The 18,034-nt window shown below is 59.9% G+C and carries 17 protein-coding genes; 14 read left to right on the top strand and 3 right to left on the bottom strand.

Annotation, left to right across the window (positions count from 1 at the left end):
• The first annotated feature begins 95 nt into the window (after positions 1 to 95).
• The 7 genes from panD to AC07XF_RS23440 all read left to right on the top strand — a co-directional run bounded on the left by panD (position 96) and on the right by AC07XF_RS23440 (position 10,056).
• Complete coding sequence (panD, locus tag AC07XF_RS23470) at positions 96 to 476, top strand: aspartate 1-decarboxylase (protein ID WP_003228271.1); 381 nt, start codon at positions 96 to 98, stop codon at positions 474 to 476.
• A gap of 223 nt (positions 477 to 699) precedes the next feature.
• Entirely contained in the window at positions 700 to 2,364 is a 1,665-nt protein-coding gene (gene pgi / locus AC07XF_RS23465; protein ID WP_495028381.1) for a glucose-6-phosphate isomerase, read from the top strand.
• A 171-nt stretch (positions 2,365 to 2,535) separates the two neighbouring features.
• Positions 2,536 to 4,473: an acetate--CoA ligase gene (acs, locus tag AC07XF_RS23460; protein WP_495028380.1), complete on the top strand. Its 1,938-nt coding sequence runs from the start codon at positions 2,536 to 2,538 to the stop codon at positions 4,471 to 4,473.
• 129 nt (positions 4,474 to 4,602) lie between these two features.
• Positions 4,603 to 5,475, top strand: a complete 873-nt coding sequence (locus tag AC07XF_RS23455) for an oxygenase MpaB family protein (RefSeq protein ID WP_495028379.1) — start codon at positions 4,603 to 4,605, stop codon at positions 5,473 to 5,475.
• A 209-nt stretch (positions 5,476 to 5,684) separates the two neighbouring features.
• Positions 5,685 to 6,701 (top strand): class I SAM-dependent rRNA methyltransferase, encoded by a 1,017-nt coding sequence (locus AC07XF_RS23450; RefSeq protein WP_495028378.1) that lies wholly within the window; start codon positions 5,685 to 5,687, stop codon positions 6,699 to 6,701.
• A 107-nt stretch (positions 6,702 to 6,808) separates the two neighbouring features.
• Entirely contained in the window at positions 6,809 to 9,760 is a 2,952-nt protein-coding gene (locus AC07XF_RS23445; protein ID WP_495028377.1) for a DUF748 domain-containing protein, read from the top strand.
• Positions 9,760 to 10,056, top strand: coding sequence for a DUF2845 domain-containing protein (locus AC07XF_RS23440; protein WP_495028376.1), 297 nt, complete (start codon positions 9,760 to 9,762; stop codon positions 10,054 to 10,056). The genes AC07XF_RS23445 and AC07XF_RS23440 overlap by 1 nt, the downstream gene beginning before the upstream one ends.
• Positions 10,057 to 10,277: 221 nt before the next feature.
• Here AC07XF_RS23440 and AC07XF_RS23435 read toward each other — a convergent pair whose 3' ends face one another.
• Positions 10,278 to 10,634 carry a BON domain-containing protein gene (locus AC07XF_RS23435; RefSeq protein ID WP_495028375.1) on the bottom strand — a complete coding sequence of 119 codons (357 nt, stop codon included), beginning with the start codon at positions 10,632 to 10,634 and terminating at the stop codon, positions 10,278 to 10,280.
• A 480-nt stretch (positions 10,635 to 11,114) separates the two neighbouring features.
• Complete coding sequence (locus AC07XF_RS23430) at positions 11,115 to 11,537, bottom strand: pilin (protein ID WP_495028374.1); 423 nt, start codon at positions 11,535 to 11,537, stop codon at positions 11,115 to 11,117.
• Between the two features lie 226 nt (positions 11,538 to 11,763).
• Between AC07XF_RS23430 and AC07XF_RS23425 the strand changes: the two genes are divergently transcribed.
• Genes AC07XF_RS23425 through yacG form a run of 4 tightly spaced genes read left to right on the top strand, consistent with a single transcriptional unit; the run spans position 11,764 to position 14,672 of the window.
• Positions 11,764 to 12,981 (top strand): type II secretion system F family protein, encoded by a 1,218-nt coding sequence (locus AC07XF_RS23425; protein ID WP_495028373.1) that lies wholly within the window; start codon positions 11,764 to 11,766, stop codon positions 12,979 to 12,981.
• A gap of 1 nt (position 12,982) precedes the next feature.
• The gene (locus tag AC07XF_RS23420; protein ID WP_495028372.1) at positions 12,983 to 13,855 is read left to right on the top strand and encodes a prepilin peptidase; all 873 of its coding nucleotides are present in this window, start codon (positions 12,983 to 12,985) and stop codon (positions 13,853 to 13,855) included.
• Entirely contained in the window at positions 13,852 to 14,475 is a 624-nt protein-coding gene (gene coaE, locus AC07XF_RS23415; protein WP_495028371.1) for a dephospho-CoA kinase, read from the top strand. The genes AC07XF_RS23420 and coaE overlap by 4 nt, the downstream gene beginning before the upstream one ends.
• Positions 14,472 to 14,672: a DNA gyrase inhibitor YacG gene (gene yacG / locus AC07XF_RS23410; protein ID WP_218432541.1), complete on the top strand. Its 201-nt coding sequence runs from the start codon at positions 14,472 to 14,474 to the stop codon at positions 14,670 to 14,672. Before coaE ends, yacG begins: the two co-directional genes overlap by 4 nt.
• Before the next feature lie 34 nt (positions 14,673 to 14,706).
• Here yacG and AC07XF_RS23405 read toward each other — a convergent pair whose 3' ends face one another.
• Entirely contained in the window at positions 14,707 to 15,396 is a 690-nt protein-coding gene (locus tag AC07XF_RS23405) for an energy-coupling factor ABC transporter permease (RefSeq protein WP_495028370.1), read from the bottom strand.
• A gap of 137 nt (positions 15,397 to 15,533) precedes the next feature.
• Between AC07XF_RS23405 and AC07XF_RS23400 the strand changes: the two genes are divergently transcribed.
• The 3 genes from AC07XF_RS23400 (at position 15,534) to AC07XF_RS23390 (ending at position 17,799) form a co-directional block, all read left to right on the top strand.
• Positions 15,534 to 16,160 (top strand): DUF1780 domain-containing protein, encoded by a 627-nt coding sequence (locus AC07XF_RS23400; protein ID WP_116581801.1) that lies wholly within the window; start codon positions 15,534 to 15,536, stop codon positions 16,158 to 16,160.
• A gap of 103 nt (positions 16,161 to 16,263) precedes the next feature.
• A complete protein-coding gene (locus AC07XF_RS23395; RefSeq protein ID WP_007970531.1) occupies positions 16,264 to 16,437 on the top strand; it encodes a DUF3094 domain-containing protein in 174 nt (57 codons plus the stop codon).
• A 63-nt stretch (positions 16,438 to 16,500) separates the two neighbouring features.
• Entirely contained in the window at positions 16,501 to 17,799 is a 1,299-nt protein-coding gene (locus tag AC07XF_RS23390) for an NAD(P)/FAD-dependent oxidoreductase (protein ID WP_495028369.1), read from the top strand.
• Positions 17,800 to 18,034 lie beyond the last annotated feature (235 nt).

Raw genomic sequence — 18,034 nt, 5'->3', positions numbered from 1 at the left:
CCACATTAGATCTGCGCCGGTTCCCAAGCTGTATTGCCGCCCACAAAGCCTTCGGGCAAACTGCCCGCCGTTCGATTCCGACCTGGGAAACACTCATGCACGCCATCATGCTCAAAGCCAAGCTGCATCGCGCCGAAGTCACCCACGCTGTACTCGATTACGAAGGCTCCTGCGCCATCGACGGTGAATGGCTGGACCTGTCCGGCATCCGTGAGTACGAACAGATCCAGATCTACAACGTCGACAACGGCGAGCGCTTCACCACCTACGCCATCCGTGGCGAAGAAGGCTCGCGCATGATCTCGGTCAACGGTGCTGCCGCGCACAAGGCCAAGGTCGGCGATCGCGTGATCATCTGCGCTTACGCCCACTACAGCGAAGCCGAACTGCTCAACTTCAAGCCGCGCATGCTCTACATGGCGCCGGGCAATGAGTTGAGCCACACCAGTAATGCCATTCCGGTCCAGGTCGCCTGATCGAAGACTGTCTCCCTTCCGTTTGTCGGCTGCTCCTGCCTTCGGTGTTAAAAAAGTACCGGAAACAGGTCAGACAAAGTCAAGACAGATCATTGCGCGGGGTTTACTGTATTCGCCCTGCGCCATGAAATCGTGTCGACGCAGTTGACCGGACGCCCTCCCATAGCGCTCCGGGATTTTTAGTGTTCAAAAGGCCGTTCAAGTAAAAAGGAAACCCGCAGCGATGGCGTATTACCGCACTCCTCACGACGTTACCGCTCTGCCCGCCTGGCAAGCGTTGAATGACCACCGCCAAGCCATGCAGGATTTCAGCATGCGCGAGGCCTTCAATGCCGATCCGCAGCGCTTTACTCAACTCACCCTCAGCAGCTGCGGTCTGTTTCTCGACTACTCGAAGAACCTGATCAACGCCGAGACCCGTAATCTGCTGGTGGGCCTGGCCAACGAAGTCGACCTCAAGGGCGCGATCAAGTCGCTGTTCGACGGCGAAATCGTCAACTCTTCCGAAGGCCGTCCAGCCCTGCATACCGCCCTGCGCCGCCCGGTTGGCGACAAGCTGTCGGTCAATGGCGTCAACGTGATGCCGGAAGTGCACAAGGTGCTGAACCAGATCACCGACCTTGTCGGCCGTATCCACGATGGTCTGTGGCGCGGTTACACCGAGAAGCCGATCACCGACGTGGTCAACATCGGCATCGGCGGTTCCTTCCTCGGCCCGGAGCTGGTGTCCGAAGCCTTGCTGTCCTACGCCCAGAAAGGCGTGCGTTGCCATTACCTGGCGAACATCGACGGCAGTGAGTTCCACGAACTGACCATGAAGCTGCGCGCCGAGACCACGCTGTTCATTGTCTCGTCGAAATCCTTCAACACCCTCGAAACCCTGAAGAACGCCCAGGCCGCACGTGCCTGGTATCTGGCCCAGGGTGGTTCGGAAGCCGAGCTGTATCGCCACTTCATCGCGGTATCGAGCAACAACGCCGCTGCGGTAGCGTTCGGCATCCGCGAAGAGAACATCTTCCCGATGTGGGACTGGGTTGGCGGGCGCTACTCGCTGTGGTCGGCCATCGGTTTGCCGATTGCCCTGGCCATCGGCATGTCCAACTTCAAGGAGTTGCTGTCCGGTGCCTACACCATGGACCAGCACTTCCAGAGTGCGCCGTTCGAACAGAACATGCCGGTGCTGCTGGCCTTGCTCGGCGTGTGGTACGGCAACTTCTGGGGCGCGCAAAGCCACGCGATCCTGCCGTACGATCACTACCTGCGTAACATCACCAAGCACCTGCAACAGCTGGACATGGAATCCAACGGCAAGAGCGTGCGCCAGGATGGCAAGCCAGTGTCCACCGACACCGGCCCGGTGATCTGGGGTGGCGTCGGCTGCAACGGCCAGCATGCCTATCACCAATTGCTGCACCAGGGCACCCAACTGATCCCGGCCGACTTCATCGTGCCGATCGTCAGCTTCAACCCGGTGTCCGACCACCACCAGTGGCTGTACGCCAACTGCCTGTCACAGAGCCAGGCGCTGATGCTCGGCAAGACCCTTGGCGAGGCCGAAACCGAGCTGCGTGACAAAGGCATGAGTGAGGCCGAGGTGCACAAACTCGCGCCGCACAAGGTGATCCCGGGCAACCGTCCGAGCAACACCCTGGTGGTCGAACGCATCAGCCCGCGTCGCCTCGGCGCTCTGGTGGCGATGTACGAACACAAAGTCTTCGTGCAAAGCGTGATCTGGGGCATCAATGCCTTCGACCAGTGGGGTGTGGAGCTGGGTAAAGAGCTGGGCAAAGGCGTCTACAACCGCCTGGTCGGCAGCGAAGAAACCCCGGCCGAGGACGCCTCGACCCAAGGGCTGATCAATTACTTCCGTGGTCGTCACCGCGGTTGATTTGACGCCATTCCTATGGGGCGGTACTAACCTTGTAGGAGCTGGCTTGCCAGCGAAGACGGTGTGTCAGTCAAGTAAATGTTGACTGACACCGCGCTTTCGCTGGCAAGCCAGCTCCTACGAGGGTCGCGCAGCTCCCCTCTTGTCGCAAAACAAGAATAAGGAACCGTCATGTTCGATATCAGCACGTTCCCCAAAGCCGATGCCGTCCGCCGGGCTGCACAATTGAGTCAAGACGACTATCAGCGCCTGTACCGCCAATCCGTCGAACACCCCAGCACCTTCTGGGCCGAACAGGCCACGCGTTTTCTCGACTGGAGCGCGCCCTGGGAAACCGTCCAGCGCTACAACCTGAAAACCGGTGAAGCCAGCTGGTTCGCCGGTGCGCAATTGAACGTCAGCTACAACTGCATCGACCGGCACCTGGAAAAACGCGGCGATCAGGTCGCCATCATCTGGGAAGGCGACGACCCTGCCGACTCCACCTCCATTACCTACAAAAAACTGCATGAAAACGTCTGCCGCCTGGCCAACGTGCTGAAAAGCCGTGGTGTGAAAAAAGGCGACCGCGTGTGCATCTACATGCCGATGATTCCCGAGGCGGCCTACGCCATGCTTGCCTGTACCCGCATCGGCGCGGTGCACTCGGTGGTGTTCGGCGGCTTCTCCCCGGACTCGTTGCGCGACCGTATTCTCGACGCCGACTGCCGCACCGTGATTACCGCGGACGAAGGCGTGCGTGGCGGCAAGGTCGTGCCACTCAAGCAGAACGTCGACAAGGCGCTGCAAAGCTGCCCGGACGTGAGCACCGTGCTGGTGGTCGAGCGCAGTAAAGGACAAGTGAACTGGGTCGAAGGACGGGACATCAAGTACCAGCAGGCCCTGCGCGAAGCCAGCGCCGATTGCCCGCCCGAGCCGATGGACGCCGAAGACCCGCTGTTCATCCTCTACACCTCCGGCAGCACCGGCAAACCCAAAGGCGTGTTGCACACTACCGGCGGCTACCTGCTGCAAGCAGCGATGACCTTCAAGTACGTGCTGGACTACCGCGACGGCGAAGTCTTCTGGTGCACCGCCGATGTCGGTTGGGTCACTGGCCACAGCTACATCGTCTACGGTCCGCTGGCCAATGGCGCGACCACGCTGATCTTCGAAGGCGTGCCGAGCTACCCGAGCACTTCGCGCTTCTGGCAGGTGATCGACAAGCACAAGGTGAACATTTTCTACACCGCCCCGACGGCCCTGCGCGCGCTGATGCGCGAAGGCCCCGGACCGCTGAAGCAAACATCCCGCGCCAGCGTCAGACTACTCGGTACGGTCGGCGAGCCGATCAACCCGGAAGCCTGGGAGTGGTACTTCCATGAGGTCGGCGAAGAGCGCTGCCCGATCGTCGATACCTGGTGGCAGACAGAAACCGGCGGCATCATGCTCAGCCCGCTGGTCAGTGCGCAGAGGATCAAGCCTGGTTGTGCGACGCAACCGATGTTCGGCGTGCAGCCGGTGTTGCTCGACGAGCAAGGCAAGGAAATCAAAGGCGCCGGCAGCGGCGTCCTGGCCATAAAATCCAGCTGGCCGGCGCAGATCCGCAGCGTCTATCGCGACCCGCAGCGCATGGTCGACACCTACTTCAAGCCCTACCCCGGCTACTACTTCACCGGCGACGGCGCACGACGCGATGAAGATGGCGACTACTGGATCACCGGGCGCATCGACGATGTGATCAACGTGTCCGGCCACCGTATCGGCACCGCCGAAGTGGAAAGCGCCCTGGTGCTGCACGAGAGCATCGCCGAGGCCGCTGCGGTCGGTTACCCCCACGACATCAAGGGCCAGGGCATCTATGTCTTCGTCACGCCCATGAACGGCGTCGACACCAACGATGAACTGAAAAAAGAATTGCTGGCCCTCGTCAGCCAGGAAATCGGCAGTTTCGCCAAACCGGATTTGATCCAGTGGGCGCCGGCCTTACCGAAAACCCGCTCGGGCAAGATCATGCGGCGCATACTGCGCAAGATCGCCTGCAATGAACTGGACAGCCTGGGTGATACTTCGACACTGGCCGACCCGAGCGTGGTGCAGGGCCTGATCGACAAACGCCTGAATCAATAACGTACTGCCCTCTGTAGGAGCGAGCTCGCTCGCGATGAACTCAGGCGCGCCGCGTATATTCAGGAAATACGCGTTATCGTTAACGTCCATCGCGAGCGAGCTCGCTCCTACAGAACCTATTGAGTTGCCATGGAATTCATCCGCACCCGCATCGAAACCCAGATCATGAGCCTGAGCGGATTGTCCCTGGGCAAACTCGACCTGGAAAACCCCAAGGGCGACCCCGGGCTGTTCGGGCCGGACTCGGTGAGCTGGCAAGTCCATGGCGATTTCAGCAGCATGCTGATCGGTGGCATCAGCGCCCTGATGCTGCAGGCCCTGCACCCGCTGGCATTGGCCGGGGTCTGGGACCATTCGAACTTTCGTGAAGACATGCTCGGCCGCTTGCGCCGCACCGGGCAGTTCATCTCAGGCACCACGTTCGGTTCTCGACAGGACGCCGACTGGCTGATCGAAAAAGTCCGCACCATCCATTTGCAGATCACTGGCACGGCACCGGACGGACGCGCCTACGCTGCCAGCGATCCCGAATTGCTGACGTGGGTGCACGTGGCGGAAGTCAGCAACTTCCTGGCCGCGCATTTGCGCTATCGCAACCCGCACCTGTCCCTGGCCGATCAGGATCGCTACTACGCTGAAATTGCCCTGGTCGCCGAGCGACTCGGGGCCCGGGATGTACCCCGTTCGCGGCAGGAAATTTCCGACTACCTTGAGCGCATGCGTCCACAGTTGCTGTGCGACGAACGCAGTCGCGAAGTCTTGCGCCTGTTGTTGAACGCCCCCTCCCCCAGCCGCCTGGCCAAGCCTTTCGGCGGTTTGATGATGCAGGCCGGGATCGATCTGCTGCCGGACTGGGCCAGCGAGATGCTCGGCGTCAGCCAGAACCCGCTGCAACGCAAGCTGATCCGCGCCAGCGTCAATCGCAGTGCGCCGATGCTGCGCTGGGCGGTGCGTAATGGATCGGTGCAACGGGCTAAACGACGGATGGGTTTACTGACCTGAACACAACGTCTTGAATGTGATCACTCTGTGGCGAGGGAGCTTGCTCCCGCTCGAGTGCGTAGCGCTCGCAAAAAACCGAAATGTACCGGGATTTTGGGGCCGCTTCGCAACCCAGCGGGAGCAAGCTCCCTCGCCACAGGCAAGCCCCCTCATCCCTGCGCCACAGTGTTAAACTCCCGCGCCCAATTCCCTCCTGCAAGGCGCCCAGCATGTCTTCCTTGAATCAGGCGCTGCGCGCCGCCCTCGATCAACGCCAGGACCTGCTCGCCGAACTGCACCAGCAAGGCACCGATTGCTATCGCCTGTTCCACGGCAGCCAGGAAGGTGCCGGTGGCCTGACCATCGACCGCTACGGCCCGCAATTACTGGTGCAGAGTTTCCACCAGCCGCTGGAGCGCGAGGCGCTGCTGCAACTGCACGACGCGATCAACCAATACCTGGGTTTTGAAACCCTGCTGGTCTACAACGACCGCTCCCGTGGCAACTCGCGCATCGATCGTGAAGACATCGTCTACCGCGCCGACGAAGCCGCCCTGCAAGACCTTGTCGGCCACGAATGGGGTCTGAACTATCGGGTACGGGGTCGGCATGCCGGACAAGACCCGCTGCTGTTCCTCGACCTGCGCAACACCCGCGGCTGGGTCAAGGATCACAGCAAGAACAAAAGCGTGCTGAACCTGTTCGCCTACACCTGTGGTGTCGGTCTCAGTGCTGCCGCCGGGGGTGCGCGCGAGGTCTGCAACCTGGACTTCGCCGAAGGCAATCTGGCAGTCGGCCGGGAGAACGGTCAACTCAACCCGCAGTTGCCGACCATGGAATTTATCCAGTCCGACTACTTCCCGGCCATCCGCCAACTGGCCGGTCTGCCGATCAGCCAGCGCCGCGGGCAAAAACTGCCGAGCTATCAGCGCCTGGAACAGCGCCAGTACGATCTGGTGCTGCTGGACCCACCGGCCTGGGCCAAGAGCGCATTCGGCACCGTCGACCTGCTGCGCGACTACCAGAGCCTGCTCAAACCGGCCTTGCTGACCACCGCCGATAACGGCGTGCTGATCTGCTGCAACAACCTGGCGAAAGTCAGCATGGACGACTGGCGCGAGCAGGTCTTGCGCTGTGCAGAGAAGGCCGGGCGGCCGGTGCGTGAGTGGAGCGTGATGAAGCCAGGCGCCGACTTCCCGTCAATGGATCAGCAACCACCGCTGAAAACCCTGATCCTGCAACTCTGACCGTTGTCGGAGAAATCTGAAACTTCCTGAACAGGGCGATCACTTCGGAACCGGAAACGCGTGCCATACTCCAACGCACTCCGAATCAGACAGATGACGCCCCGCACATGTACAAAGGATTGATTCGCGCCATCGGCGCCTTGTTGACTGCTCTGGCCCTCTACAGCTTGCTGGGTTTTCTGATTTTACCGGGTGTCGCGTTGCGCGTTGCCAACCAGCAACTGGCCAACTACGCCACCACACCCGCCACGATCCAGCGGATCGAGTTCAATCCGTTCAGCCTTGAACTGACCCTCTGGGGCTTGAACATCGGCGAGCCCGGCAAGGAGCAGGTCGCTTTCGAACGCCTGTACGCCAATCTGCAACTCGACAGCCTGTGGACCAAGGCGGTGCATCTGTCCGACGTCGAGCTGGACAAACCCAAGACCGAAATCCTGTTCGGCAAGGACGGCAAACTCAATCTGCTTGGGCTGTTCAAACTGCCAGAAAGCGAACCCACACCCGCCGACCCGAACGCCAAGCCGTTTCCGCTGCGCATCGAACGGATCAAGCTGGCCGGTGGCGCCGTGCACTTTGAAGATGCCCGGCCCAGCGAGCCCATCGAGTTTCTCTACGACACCCTCGATTTCGAGCTGAAGAACCTCAGCACCCTGCCCGATGACAGCGCTGACATGACCTTGGTGGCCGTCGGCCCCAACGGCGGACAGATCGACTGGACCGGCAACTTCAGCCTGATCCCGATCGCCTCCGAAGGTAAGCTGAAAATCACCGATGGCAAGATGAAAGCCTTTTGGCCCTATGTGCGCGATGCCGTGCCACTGGACCTCGAAAATGGCGTCATGAGCATCAGTTCCGACTACAAATTCAGCTTGGCCAAGGAAACCGAGCTGCTGCTGAGCAACGTAGCGGTCAACATCGCCCCCTTCGCGATCAAGGCCCCGGATGGCCGGCCGCTGGTGAAGCTTGAGCGCCTGGACGTCAGCGAAACCACCGTGGACCTGGCCAGGCAGCAAGTGGTGGTCGGCAAGATCCGCAGCAACAAACTGGAAACCTGGGCCGCGCTGGAATCAGACGGCCAACTCGACTGGCAGAAACTGTTCGCCAGCCAGCCGTCCAAACCCGCCGCCAAAGCCAAAGCCAAGGCGGACGCCGAACCGGCCAGCACTCCGGCGGCGGCAGACTCACCGAAGCCTGAGCCGGCCGCACCAGGCAAACCCTGGCAGGTGCTGCTCAAGGATGTGCAACTGCGCGACTACAAGGTGCATCTGGCCGACCGCAAGGCACAGCCTGCCGTCGCCCTGGACCTGGCTCCGCTGAACCTCGACCTGCAAAACTTCGACAGCCTCAACGGCTCGCCCTTTACCTTCAAGCTCGACACCGGCGTGGGCAAGCAAGGCAAGATCACGGCTGACGGCGAGGTCAACCTGGCGCCGATCAGTGCCAGACTGAAGGTGCAGACCAAAGACATCGACCTGCGGGTTGCCCAGTCCTACATCACGCCGTTCATTCGCCTGGAACTGCGCAGCGGCATGCTCGGCAGCGATCTGGCGGTCGACCTGAAAGGCACCGAGCCCCTGGCCTTCAGCGTTACCGGTCGCGCCCATGTCGATCAGCTGCATACCCTGGACACCCTGAAAACCCGTGACTTCCTCAAGTGGCAACAGGTCGTAGTCGAAGGCCTGAACTATCAGCATGGGGACAGCCTGTCGATCGACAAGATCAATCTGTTCCAGCCCTATGCGCGTTTCATGATCAACGATGATCGCACCACCAACATCGACGATCTGCTGATTCCACAACCGGCGGACTCCGGGGCAAAACCGGCGGCGAGCAAACCGGCCAGCAACGAAAAGCCGTTGGGCATCCACATCGGCGGCATTTTCATCAATGACGGTTCGGCCAACTTTGCCGACTTCAGCCTGACCCCGAACTTCGCCACCGCCATCCAGCAACTCAACGGGCAGATCGGCACCATCGACAGCCGCCAGCCGAAACCGGCCAGTGTCGATGTCAAGGGCAAGGTCGATCGCTACGCACCGGTGACCATCAAGGGTTCGGTCAATCCGTTCGACCCGATGGCCAGCCTCGACATCGCCACCAGCTTCAAACGTGTGGAACTGACCACGCTGACCCCCTACTCCGGCAAGTTCGCCGGCTACCGTATCCGCAAGGGCCGGCTCAATCTCGACCTGCATTACCAGATCACCAAGGGGCAGCTCAAAGCCGAAAACAAAGTAGTGGTCGAGCAACTGCAACTGGGTGAAAAAGTCGACAGCCCGGATGCCGTGAGCCTGCCGCTGAAACTGGCCATTGCCTTGCTCAAGGACGTCGACGGCAAGATCTCCATCGAACTGCCGGTCACTGGCGATCTGAACAACCCTCAGTTCAGCGTCATGCCGATTATCTGGCAGACCCTGCGCAACCTGATCGTCAAAGCCGCGGCGGCACCGTTCAAGCTCATTGGCGGGCTGGTCAACGGTGGCGGTTCGGAAGACCTGGGCAGCGTTTCATTCGCGGCGGGTTCCAGCGAATTGGGCAAGGACGCCGAAGGCGCCCTGGACAAACTGTCCAAAGCGCTTAAGGAACGCCCTGCCCTGCGTCTGGAAATCGAAGGCACCGCCGCCCAGAGCAGCGATGGCCCACTGATCGCCGAGCAGCGCCTGGAGCGTGAATACCAGTACAACTACTACAAAATGCTCCAGCGCCGCGGCGACAAGGTCCCGGCCCAGGCTTCGTTGCTGGAGGTGCCGGACGGGGAAAAAGGCCCGTTGCTCGAAGGCATCTACCGCACCCGCCTGAAAAACCAGCCCCCTGCCGAATGGAAGGACCTGGGCAAGGAAGAGCGCACCGCGAAAATGCGTGCCGAGGTGATCAAGTTCTGGAGTTCCAGCGACGTGCTGTTGCGCCAACTGGGCCAGGAACGCGCCAGCAGCATCAAGGATTACCTGGTCGACAAGGCCCAGCTGGAAGATGACCGGGTGTACTTCATCGACGCCAATCTGGGCGAGGCGCAAAGTGACGGCCGCGTGGTGACACCGATGCATCTGGATGCCGAGTGATGATTCGGCGGCAGCTGGCAGGCCTGGTTCTGGCGCTATCCGCCAGTCAGGCCTGGGCGGCCGATACCCTGCGCTGTGGCAGCCAATTGATCAGCGTCGGCGATCGCTCGAGTGAGGTCCTGCAGAAATGCGGCGAGCCGGTCAGCCGTGACCTGCTGGGTTACAAGCGCAGTGCCGATCGACGCGAGGAGTTCCAGGTCGAGGAATGGACCTACGGGCCCAATGGCGGGATGTATCAATACTTGCGGTTCGAAGGTAATCGGCTGAAGCAGATCAGCAGTAAACGCGGCAATTGATTAGTACTATCCAATGTGGGAGCGGGCTTGCTCGCGAAGGCGGACTGACATTCAGCACAGTGTTGAATGAAAAACCGCTTTCGCGAGCAAGCCCGCTCCCACAATTGATTTGGCCCCGGCAAAAATGCGCGGGGCTCTTCGCATAAACGCTCAGGTTGCAACAGACGTATGACTCGGCCCGTCTGTCGCGCCCTCTCCCGGTCCAAGCGAGAAGCCTTGCCTTACTCGGCTTTCAGGCCGTCAGCGGAGACCGCCTTGACGCCTTTGATTTTCTTGGTGATGGCCACAGCCGTGTCTTTTTGCATTTCGGTCACGGCGGTGGTCGACGACAGCGATACCACGCCCTTGTTGGTTTCAACCTTGATGTCGCTACCTGGAATGCCTTTTTCGGTCATCAGGTCGGCTTTGACTTTAGTGGTGATCCAGGTATCGGAAGTAGCTTCTGTAGCCTTGGTCATTTCACCCGCCGCCAGGGTCATGGGCGCCTGAGAGGCTTGAGTGGTCTGGGCGAATGCCGCGTTTGCCATGGTCAGGGTCAGCGCGGTAGCAGTAGCGGCAGCGATAGCGAACTTCTTCATACGAGTAACTCCTGTTTTTCTGGAAAGTCTGCCGGGTGTCTTGTCGGCAGGGTTACCAAGGATATTGCGAACGCTGTGCCAACTTTAAAACAGAGATCAAACTCTTAAAAATCAACAAGTTATGCAATTATCAAAGTTTCGAAATCATGCAAAATGCACGAGACGCAGAAACACTGCATGCAAGTTGCGGGTTTATGGAAAGTTCCTAAAGTCCTGAATTTCCGAGCTTTCCCTGCAGCTTTTGTGGCGGTAATGCCGATCAGTCAGGCGAACCCGCTACGCATTCCTTGTAGCAGCTGCCGAAGGCTGCGTCCGGCTGCGCAGCAGTCGTAAATCCGGCTTGCACGATCTCTCTGACGTACCGCGAACTCTGATTTCACGACTGCTGCGCAGCCGGACGCAGGCTACGCCAGCTGCTACAGATTGCGTTGTGGCTTAACTGATCGGCATTACGCAATGACGGGGACTTGATTCAGCTATTCATGTCGCAGGACCGGAACACCCTTTAGGCAAATAATCCTGGGATACGGTGCCTTTACACGACCAGCCTTTAGTTTCGTTCCGTGTCAGGGTGACGGTTTTGCCCAGGACCACCCCCGGGGCATTCTGCAACGTACAAACGATTGATCCCTCTCCCGTTGGAGTTGAAGCTGTCACCGACAGGGCGCAGTGGTTAGTCGATGTGGCGCCGGCGGGCGCCACGTTGGCAATTGTCGGGGTGTCCCCCTGATTGATCGCATCCTCGAAGGGCACCTTCATTGCAGTCAGCTCGGCCAGCGCCGCCGTGACTTTGGCCCGCGTCTGGTATTTGGAATACATCGGCAGACCCAGTGTTGCCAGGGTCCCGATGATCGCCACCACGATAAGCAACTCGATCAGGGTAAAACCTTTTTGTTTGTGCATATTCAGCCTCCATGCATGAGTCGAAAGCTCATGATCTGCCACATGGCAGCACAGCCTGTGCCAAGGCCAAAAGCCCCTGTTGGCAGGGGCCGTGGCAGCCGTAAAGCCCTTTCCTACCACCAGGATCAGCACTATCTGACGTTTTTTGTCACCTCACCCTGCTGGTTTGGCTCTGTCGCTTGACTAGGCTATAAGAGCAATTCAACCGGATTACCCAGGACTGAACATGGCGGTCAAGGCAGCGAAAATCAGCGTGTATGCATGGGAAGGCATCGACCGCAAAGGCACAAAGGTAACCGGCGAGCTCAGCGCTCAAAACCCGGCGCTGATCAAGGCGAAACTGCGCAAGCAAGGCATCAATCCCGGCAAGGTTCGCAAAAAAAACCATTCGCTGTTCAACATGGGCAAGCGCATCAAGTCCCAGGACATCACCCTGTTCACCCGGCAGATGGCGACGATGATGAAGGCCGGCGTGCCGTTGTTGCAGTCGTTCGACATCATCGGCGAAGGCTTCGACAATCCGGCCATGCGCAAGCTGGTGGACGATCTGAAACAGGAGGTCGCGGCGGGCAACAGCTTCGCCGCCTCTCTGCGCAAGAAGCCCCAGTATTTCGATGAACTGTATTGCAACCTGGTGGATGCCGGCGAGCAGGCCGGTGCCCTCGACACCCTGTTGGAGCGGGTCGCGACCTACAAGGAAAAAAGCCAAAGCCTCAAGGCCAAGATCAAGAAAGCCATGACCTATCCGCTGGTGGTGGTGTTCGTCGCGGCGATTGTCACCGGGATTCTGCTGGTCAACGTCGTGCCGCAGTTCGAGTCGGTGTTCAAGGGCTTTGGCGCCGAATTGCCGGCCTTCACCGTGATGGTCATTGGCCTGTCGCAATTCATGCAGGCCTGGTGGTGGGCGGTCCTCGGCGTGCTGATCGCGCTGATCTTCGGTCTGCGCCACGCCTTCAGGACATCCCCGGCCTTTCGCGACCGGATGGACAGCTGGCTCTTGAAACTGCCGCTGGCGGGCACGTTGATGTACAAATCCGCCGTGGCCCGATTTGCCCGCACGCTGTCGACTACCTTCGCTGCCGGCGTGCCGCTGGTGGAAGCCCTGGAATCGGTGGCCGGTGCAACCGGTAATATTGTGTTCAAGCGTGCGGTATTGCGCATCCGGCAGGACGTCTCGACCGGCATGCAATTGAATTTCGCCATGCGTACGTCCGGCATCTTTCCGAACATGGCGATACAGATGACCGCCATCGGTGAAGAGTCCGGCGCGCTGGACGCTATGCTCGACAAAGTCGCGGGGTTCTATGAAGACGAAGTCGATAACATGGTCGATAACCTCACCAGCCTGATGGAGCCGTTCATCATGGTGGTGCTGGGTGTTATCGTCGGCGGCCTGGTAGTTGCGATGTACCTGCCCATCTTCCAACTCGGCTCAGCGATCTGACATGCCCTTGAATGAAATCCTGATTCACTATCCGCTGGCCTTTGTCCTTCTCGCGGGCATTACCGGCCTGCTGGTTGGCAGTTTCCTCAATGTCGTGATCTGGCGCCTGCCGAAAATGCTCGAACGCGACTGGCGTGAGCAGGCCCATGACATCCTCGGGCTGCCCGGCGAAACGTCGCTGCCGACCTACAACCTGATGTTGCCCCACTCCCAGTGCCCGCACTGCGGTCACCGGATTCGTGCCTGGGAAAACATTCCGCTGCTCAGTTATGTGTTTTTGCGCGGGCGCTGTTCAGCCTGCACGGCAGCGATCAGTCCGCGCTATCCATTGATCGAACTGGCCTGTGGCATGTTGTCGGCGTTTGTTGCCTGGCACTTCGGCTTCGGTTGGCCGGCCGGCCTGGTGCTGGTCTTGAGTTGGGGGTTGCTGGCGATGAGCCTGATCGACGCCGAACATCAAATATTGCCGGATGTCCTGGTACTGCCACTGATTTGGCTGGGGTTGATCGTCAACAGTTTCGGCCTGTTCGTGTCGTTGCACGAGGCGCTATGGGGTGCGATAGCCGGTTACACCGTCTTGTGGTCGATGTTCTGGCTGTTCAAGCTGATCACGGGCAAGGACGGCATGGGCCACGGTGATTTCAAGCTGCTGGCGATGCTGGGCGCCTGGGGTGGCTGGCAAATTCTGCCACTGACCATCCTGCTGTCCTCGCTGGTGGGAGCCATTATCGGCCTGATAACCCTGCGCTTGCGCAATGCAAAAACTTCAACGCCGATCCCTTTCGGTCCCTATCTGGCCATTGCCGGCTGGATTGCCATGCTCTGGGGTGGTCAAATAACCGACCTCTATTGGCAGTTTGTCGGTTTGAAATGAATACCCCTGTGGAAAAACCCTGGATTCTCGGCCTGACCGGCGGCATCGGCAGCGGCAAAAGTGCGGCTGCCCAACACTTCATCGACCTGGGCGTGCATGTGGTCGACGCCGATCATGCCGCTCGCTGGGTCGTTGAACCTGGACGCCCGGCACTGGCACAAATCGCCGAACACTTCGGCCCCGGCGTGTTGCAGACCGACGGGCAACTGGACCGCGCTGCGCTTCGCAAGTTGATCTTCGAGGTGCCTGAAGAACGCCGCTGGCTGGAGGCCCTCCTGCATCCACTGATCGGCGAGGAAATCGCTCACCACCTGGCACTGGCAAAATCGTCTTATGCAATTCTGGTTTCACCGCTGCTGATCGAGTCCGGGCAATACGCCATGACCCAACGGGTGCTGGTGATCGATGCGCCCGAACAATTGCAGATCGAACGCACCCAGCAACGTGACCAGACCAGCGAGCAGCAAGTCCAGGCGATCCTCAAGGCCCAGTCCAGCCGTCAGGATCGCGTGAGCCATGCCGACGACGTCGTGGTCAATGACCGCGACCTTGCCTGGCTGCACAGCGAGGTCGAACGCCTGCATCACTTTTATCTTTCTTTGCGTGGAGGCCAGTCATGAGCCAACCAACAACCGTCGAATGCCCAACCTGCGGCGCCCCTGTGGAATGGACGGCCGAGAGCAAATTCCGGCCATTCTGCTCCGATCGCTGCAAGCTGATCGACCTGGGCGCCTGGGCGTCCGAAGAACACAAGATTCCAGTGCCCCCCGATGCCGAGGATGAGATGTTCAGCGGCGACTTCGACCCGCGTCATTGATCCCGACCGTGGCGATTTCAGGCTTTGATCCGGATCAAGGCTGGGGATCGTCGTCTTTCCACGGTGCCGAGAGGTAGCGGGTGCGGTTGAACGTCTCCAGCCATTCCGGGCAGAACACCACCAGCGCACTGACCACCATGCCGTTGATAAACGCCTCGGGGAAAATGATCAGCCACAAATAACCGATAAAATCCTCGAGCCAGTACGGCATGGCAAACAGCTCGTCGTACCACAACACCGTGAGCGCCAGCACCAGACACAGCAACGCCGAAAGTGCCGCGGCAAAGAAACCGGAAACGAAGATGTACACGAAGAGGTTTTTTGGCTGCGCACGCTCCACCAGAATCGCGCAGCATTCAGTGACCAGTACCGGCAACAGAATGAACAGCGCGCCATTCACTCCCATCGCCACAAGGTCCTGACGACCCAGCAGCACCAGCCCCGCTTGCGCCACCAGCCCGCCGACGATCGCCAGCGGCCAGTCCAGCAGCAGGGTCACCGCCGTCATGCCGATAAAGTGATAAGACACGCCTGTATCGAAATCCCGCCGCACCAGCCACAGCAGAAACAGCGCAAACACCGTCCCGAACAGCAAATGCTGGCGCCGACTGTCGGTGAACAGCTCAACCCATGGGACGCGGCAGACCGCCCAGATCAGCACCGGCAGGTAAATCAGCCAGCCGACTGACAGCGTTTCCGGTGACAGCAGCTCTGCGCCGATCATGTGGCCAATCCTCCGTCCTTCACCGCAGACTCCCTGGTTGTTCAGGCCCGATACCCGGCAGTCTACTACGGCGACGAAGTTGCTCCAGCCGATGCAAAGCTTTCTGCTTGTCGCAATTGAACGCTAAGCTTGGGCCTATGGATGACTCAGATTATTTACGCCTGCTGACCATCGCGGCCGAGCAAGCCAACGCGTTCCTGTCCAATGCCCGCAAATGGGAGCGGGAGCGTTGGGTTTGCCAGCGCCTGTTGCAAGGCTTGAACATTCCCTATCGTGCCGATGAATTCGCCCCCGCCGGGGAGCCACCGGATGTGTTGTTTCGCGATGCCAGTTTCGAGGTGTTCTTCGTGCTCGACGAAGGCCGGCGCCTCAACGATGAATGGCGCGACGAACTGCAACGCCGACGCAGCGCGTTTTCCCTGAGCCAACTGGTGCGCCGCGAGGCCAAGCCCCGGCGCATACCGGCCAATGAATTTTTGCTCAGACTGGCGCCGACCTTGCGCAAAAAAGCGCACAACTACAAAGAACGCGGCATGGATCTGGGTGAGCTGGACATCATTGCCTTCGCCAGCCTCAAACGCGAAGTGCTGGACCTCAACAGCCATTTCCCGCCGCCGACCGAATACCTGCGCCAGGGCTGGCGTTCGTTGTCATTGGTTGGACCGACATTTGCCCGCGTGCTGTTCGCTCACCCGGAAGCGCCGGACTTCTTGCGCAGCAACCTGGGGCGCAGCATTGTTTTTGATGTCGGGATCAGCCTGTAAGCCGCGCCCCCTCCCCGCTCAACAGCTAAGCTCCGTTCACAGGGGAATCATTTCCCTGTAGCTTCTACACATTCAGCAACGTCTACCCCTGACGAGGCCCGATATGACCAGCCGCCTGAACCCCGACGACCAGAAGCATGTCGAAGAGTACCTGCAACTGTCCCAGCACCAAGTCGAGCGCCGACCTTTCCGGCCGTGGATGCTCCTTGTACTGGTACTGGCAGTGACCATTGGTCTGGGCCTGTTGAGCCGACTTATCAGTTACCTGACGCTATGAGCTGCCTTGCGCTCGCTTGGGTAACGATGACAAAGATTTCTTTTAGCCTTGCGAGTTATCCCTATGTCCCATCGTATTGTTATTGTCGGCGGCGGCGCCGGCGGTCTGGAGTTGGCTACCCGTCTGGGTAAGACTCTGGGCAAGCGCGGCACGGCCAGTGTGATGCTGGTCGACGCGAACCTGACCCACATCTGGAAACCGTTGTTGCACGAAGTGGCGGCCGGTTCCCTGAACTCTTCCGAAGACGAACTCAACTATGTGGCCCAGGCCAAATGGAACCACTTCGAGTTCCAGCTGGGACGCATGAGCGGGCTCGATCGCGCGAAGAAAAAAATCCAGCTGGCCGCCACTTATGACGAAGCCGGCCTGGAACTGGTGCCGGCCCGCGAAGTGCCTTACGACTCGCTGGTGATCTCCGTCGGCAGCACCACCAACGATTTCGGCACCCAGGGCGCGGCGCAACACTGCCTGTTCCTCGACACCCGCAAACAGGCCGAGCGTTTCCACCAGCAACTGCTCAATCACTATTTGCGCGCCCACGCAGGGCAAACCGACGTGGTCGAGCAAATCAGCGTAGCCATCGTCGGCGCTGGTGCCACCGGGGTCGAGCTGGCCGCCGAACTGCACAACGCCGCCCATGAGTTGGCAGCCTATGGCCTGGACCGGATCAAACCGGAGAACATGCACATCACCCTGATCGAAGCCGGACCACGGGTACTACCGGCGCTGCCAGAGCGGATTGGCGGGCCTGTGCATAAAACCCTGGAGAAACTCGGGGTCAATGTCATGACCAATGCCGCGGTCAGCGAAGTGACGGCCGACAGCCTGATTACTGCCGATGGCAACGTGATCAAGGCCAGCCTGAAAGTCTGGGCCGCGGGGATTCGCGCACCGGGTTTCCTCAAGGACATCGATGGCCTGGAAACCAACCGCATCAATCAGCTGCAAGTGCTGCCAACCCTGCAAACCACCCGTGACGAAAACATCTTCGCGTTCGGTGATTGCGCCGCCTGCCCGCAACCGGGCAGCGACCGCAATGTGCCGCCACGCGCCCAGGCCGCTCACCAACAGGCCTCATTGCTGGCCAAATCGTTGAAACTGCGCATCGAAGGCAAGGCACTGCCGGAGTACAAGTACACCGACTACGGCTCGCTGATCTCGCTGTCGCGTTTTTCGGCTGTGGGTAACTTGATGGGCAACCTCACCGGCAGCGTGATGCTCGAAGGCTGGTTGGCGCGGATGTTCTACGTGTCGCTGTACCGTATGCACCAGATGGCGTTGTACGGACCGTTCCGCACGGCGATGCTGATGCTCGGCAGCAAGATCGGACGCGGCACAGAGCCTCGCCTGAAGCTGCATTAAGATCTGCGGCGCCTGAGAGGGCCTCTTCGCGGGCAAGCCCGCTCCTACAGAACCGCATCAATCCTGTAGGAGCTGGCTTGCCAGCGAATGCTTCACCTCTGCCCCTTGGAATCCGGACAAAAAAAATCCCCGTATCTTTCGATACGAGGATTTTTAATATGGTCGGGGTAAGGGGATTCGAACTCCTGACATCCTGCTCCCAAAGCAGGCGCGCTACCGGACTGCGCTATACCCC

The sequence above is a fragment of the Pseudomonas sp. GW821-FHT01C01 genome (assembly GCF_059422645.1).
Note: the sequence above shows the minus strand (reverse complement) of the source record. Positions and strands in the feature narration are given on the sequence as shown.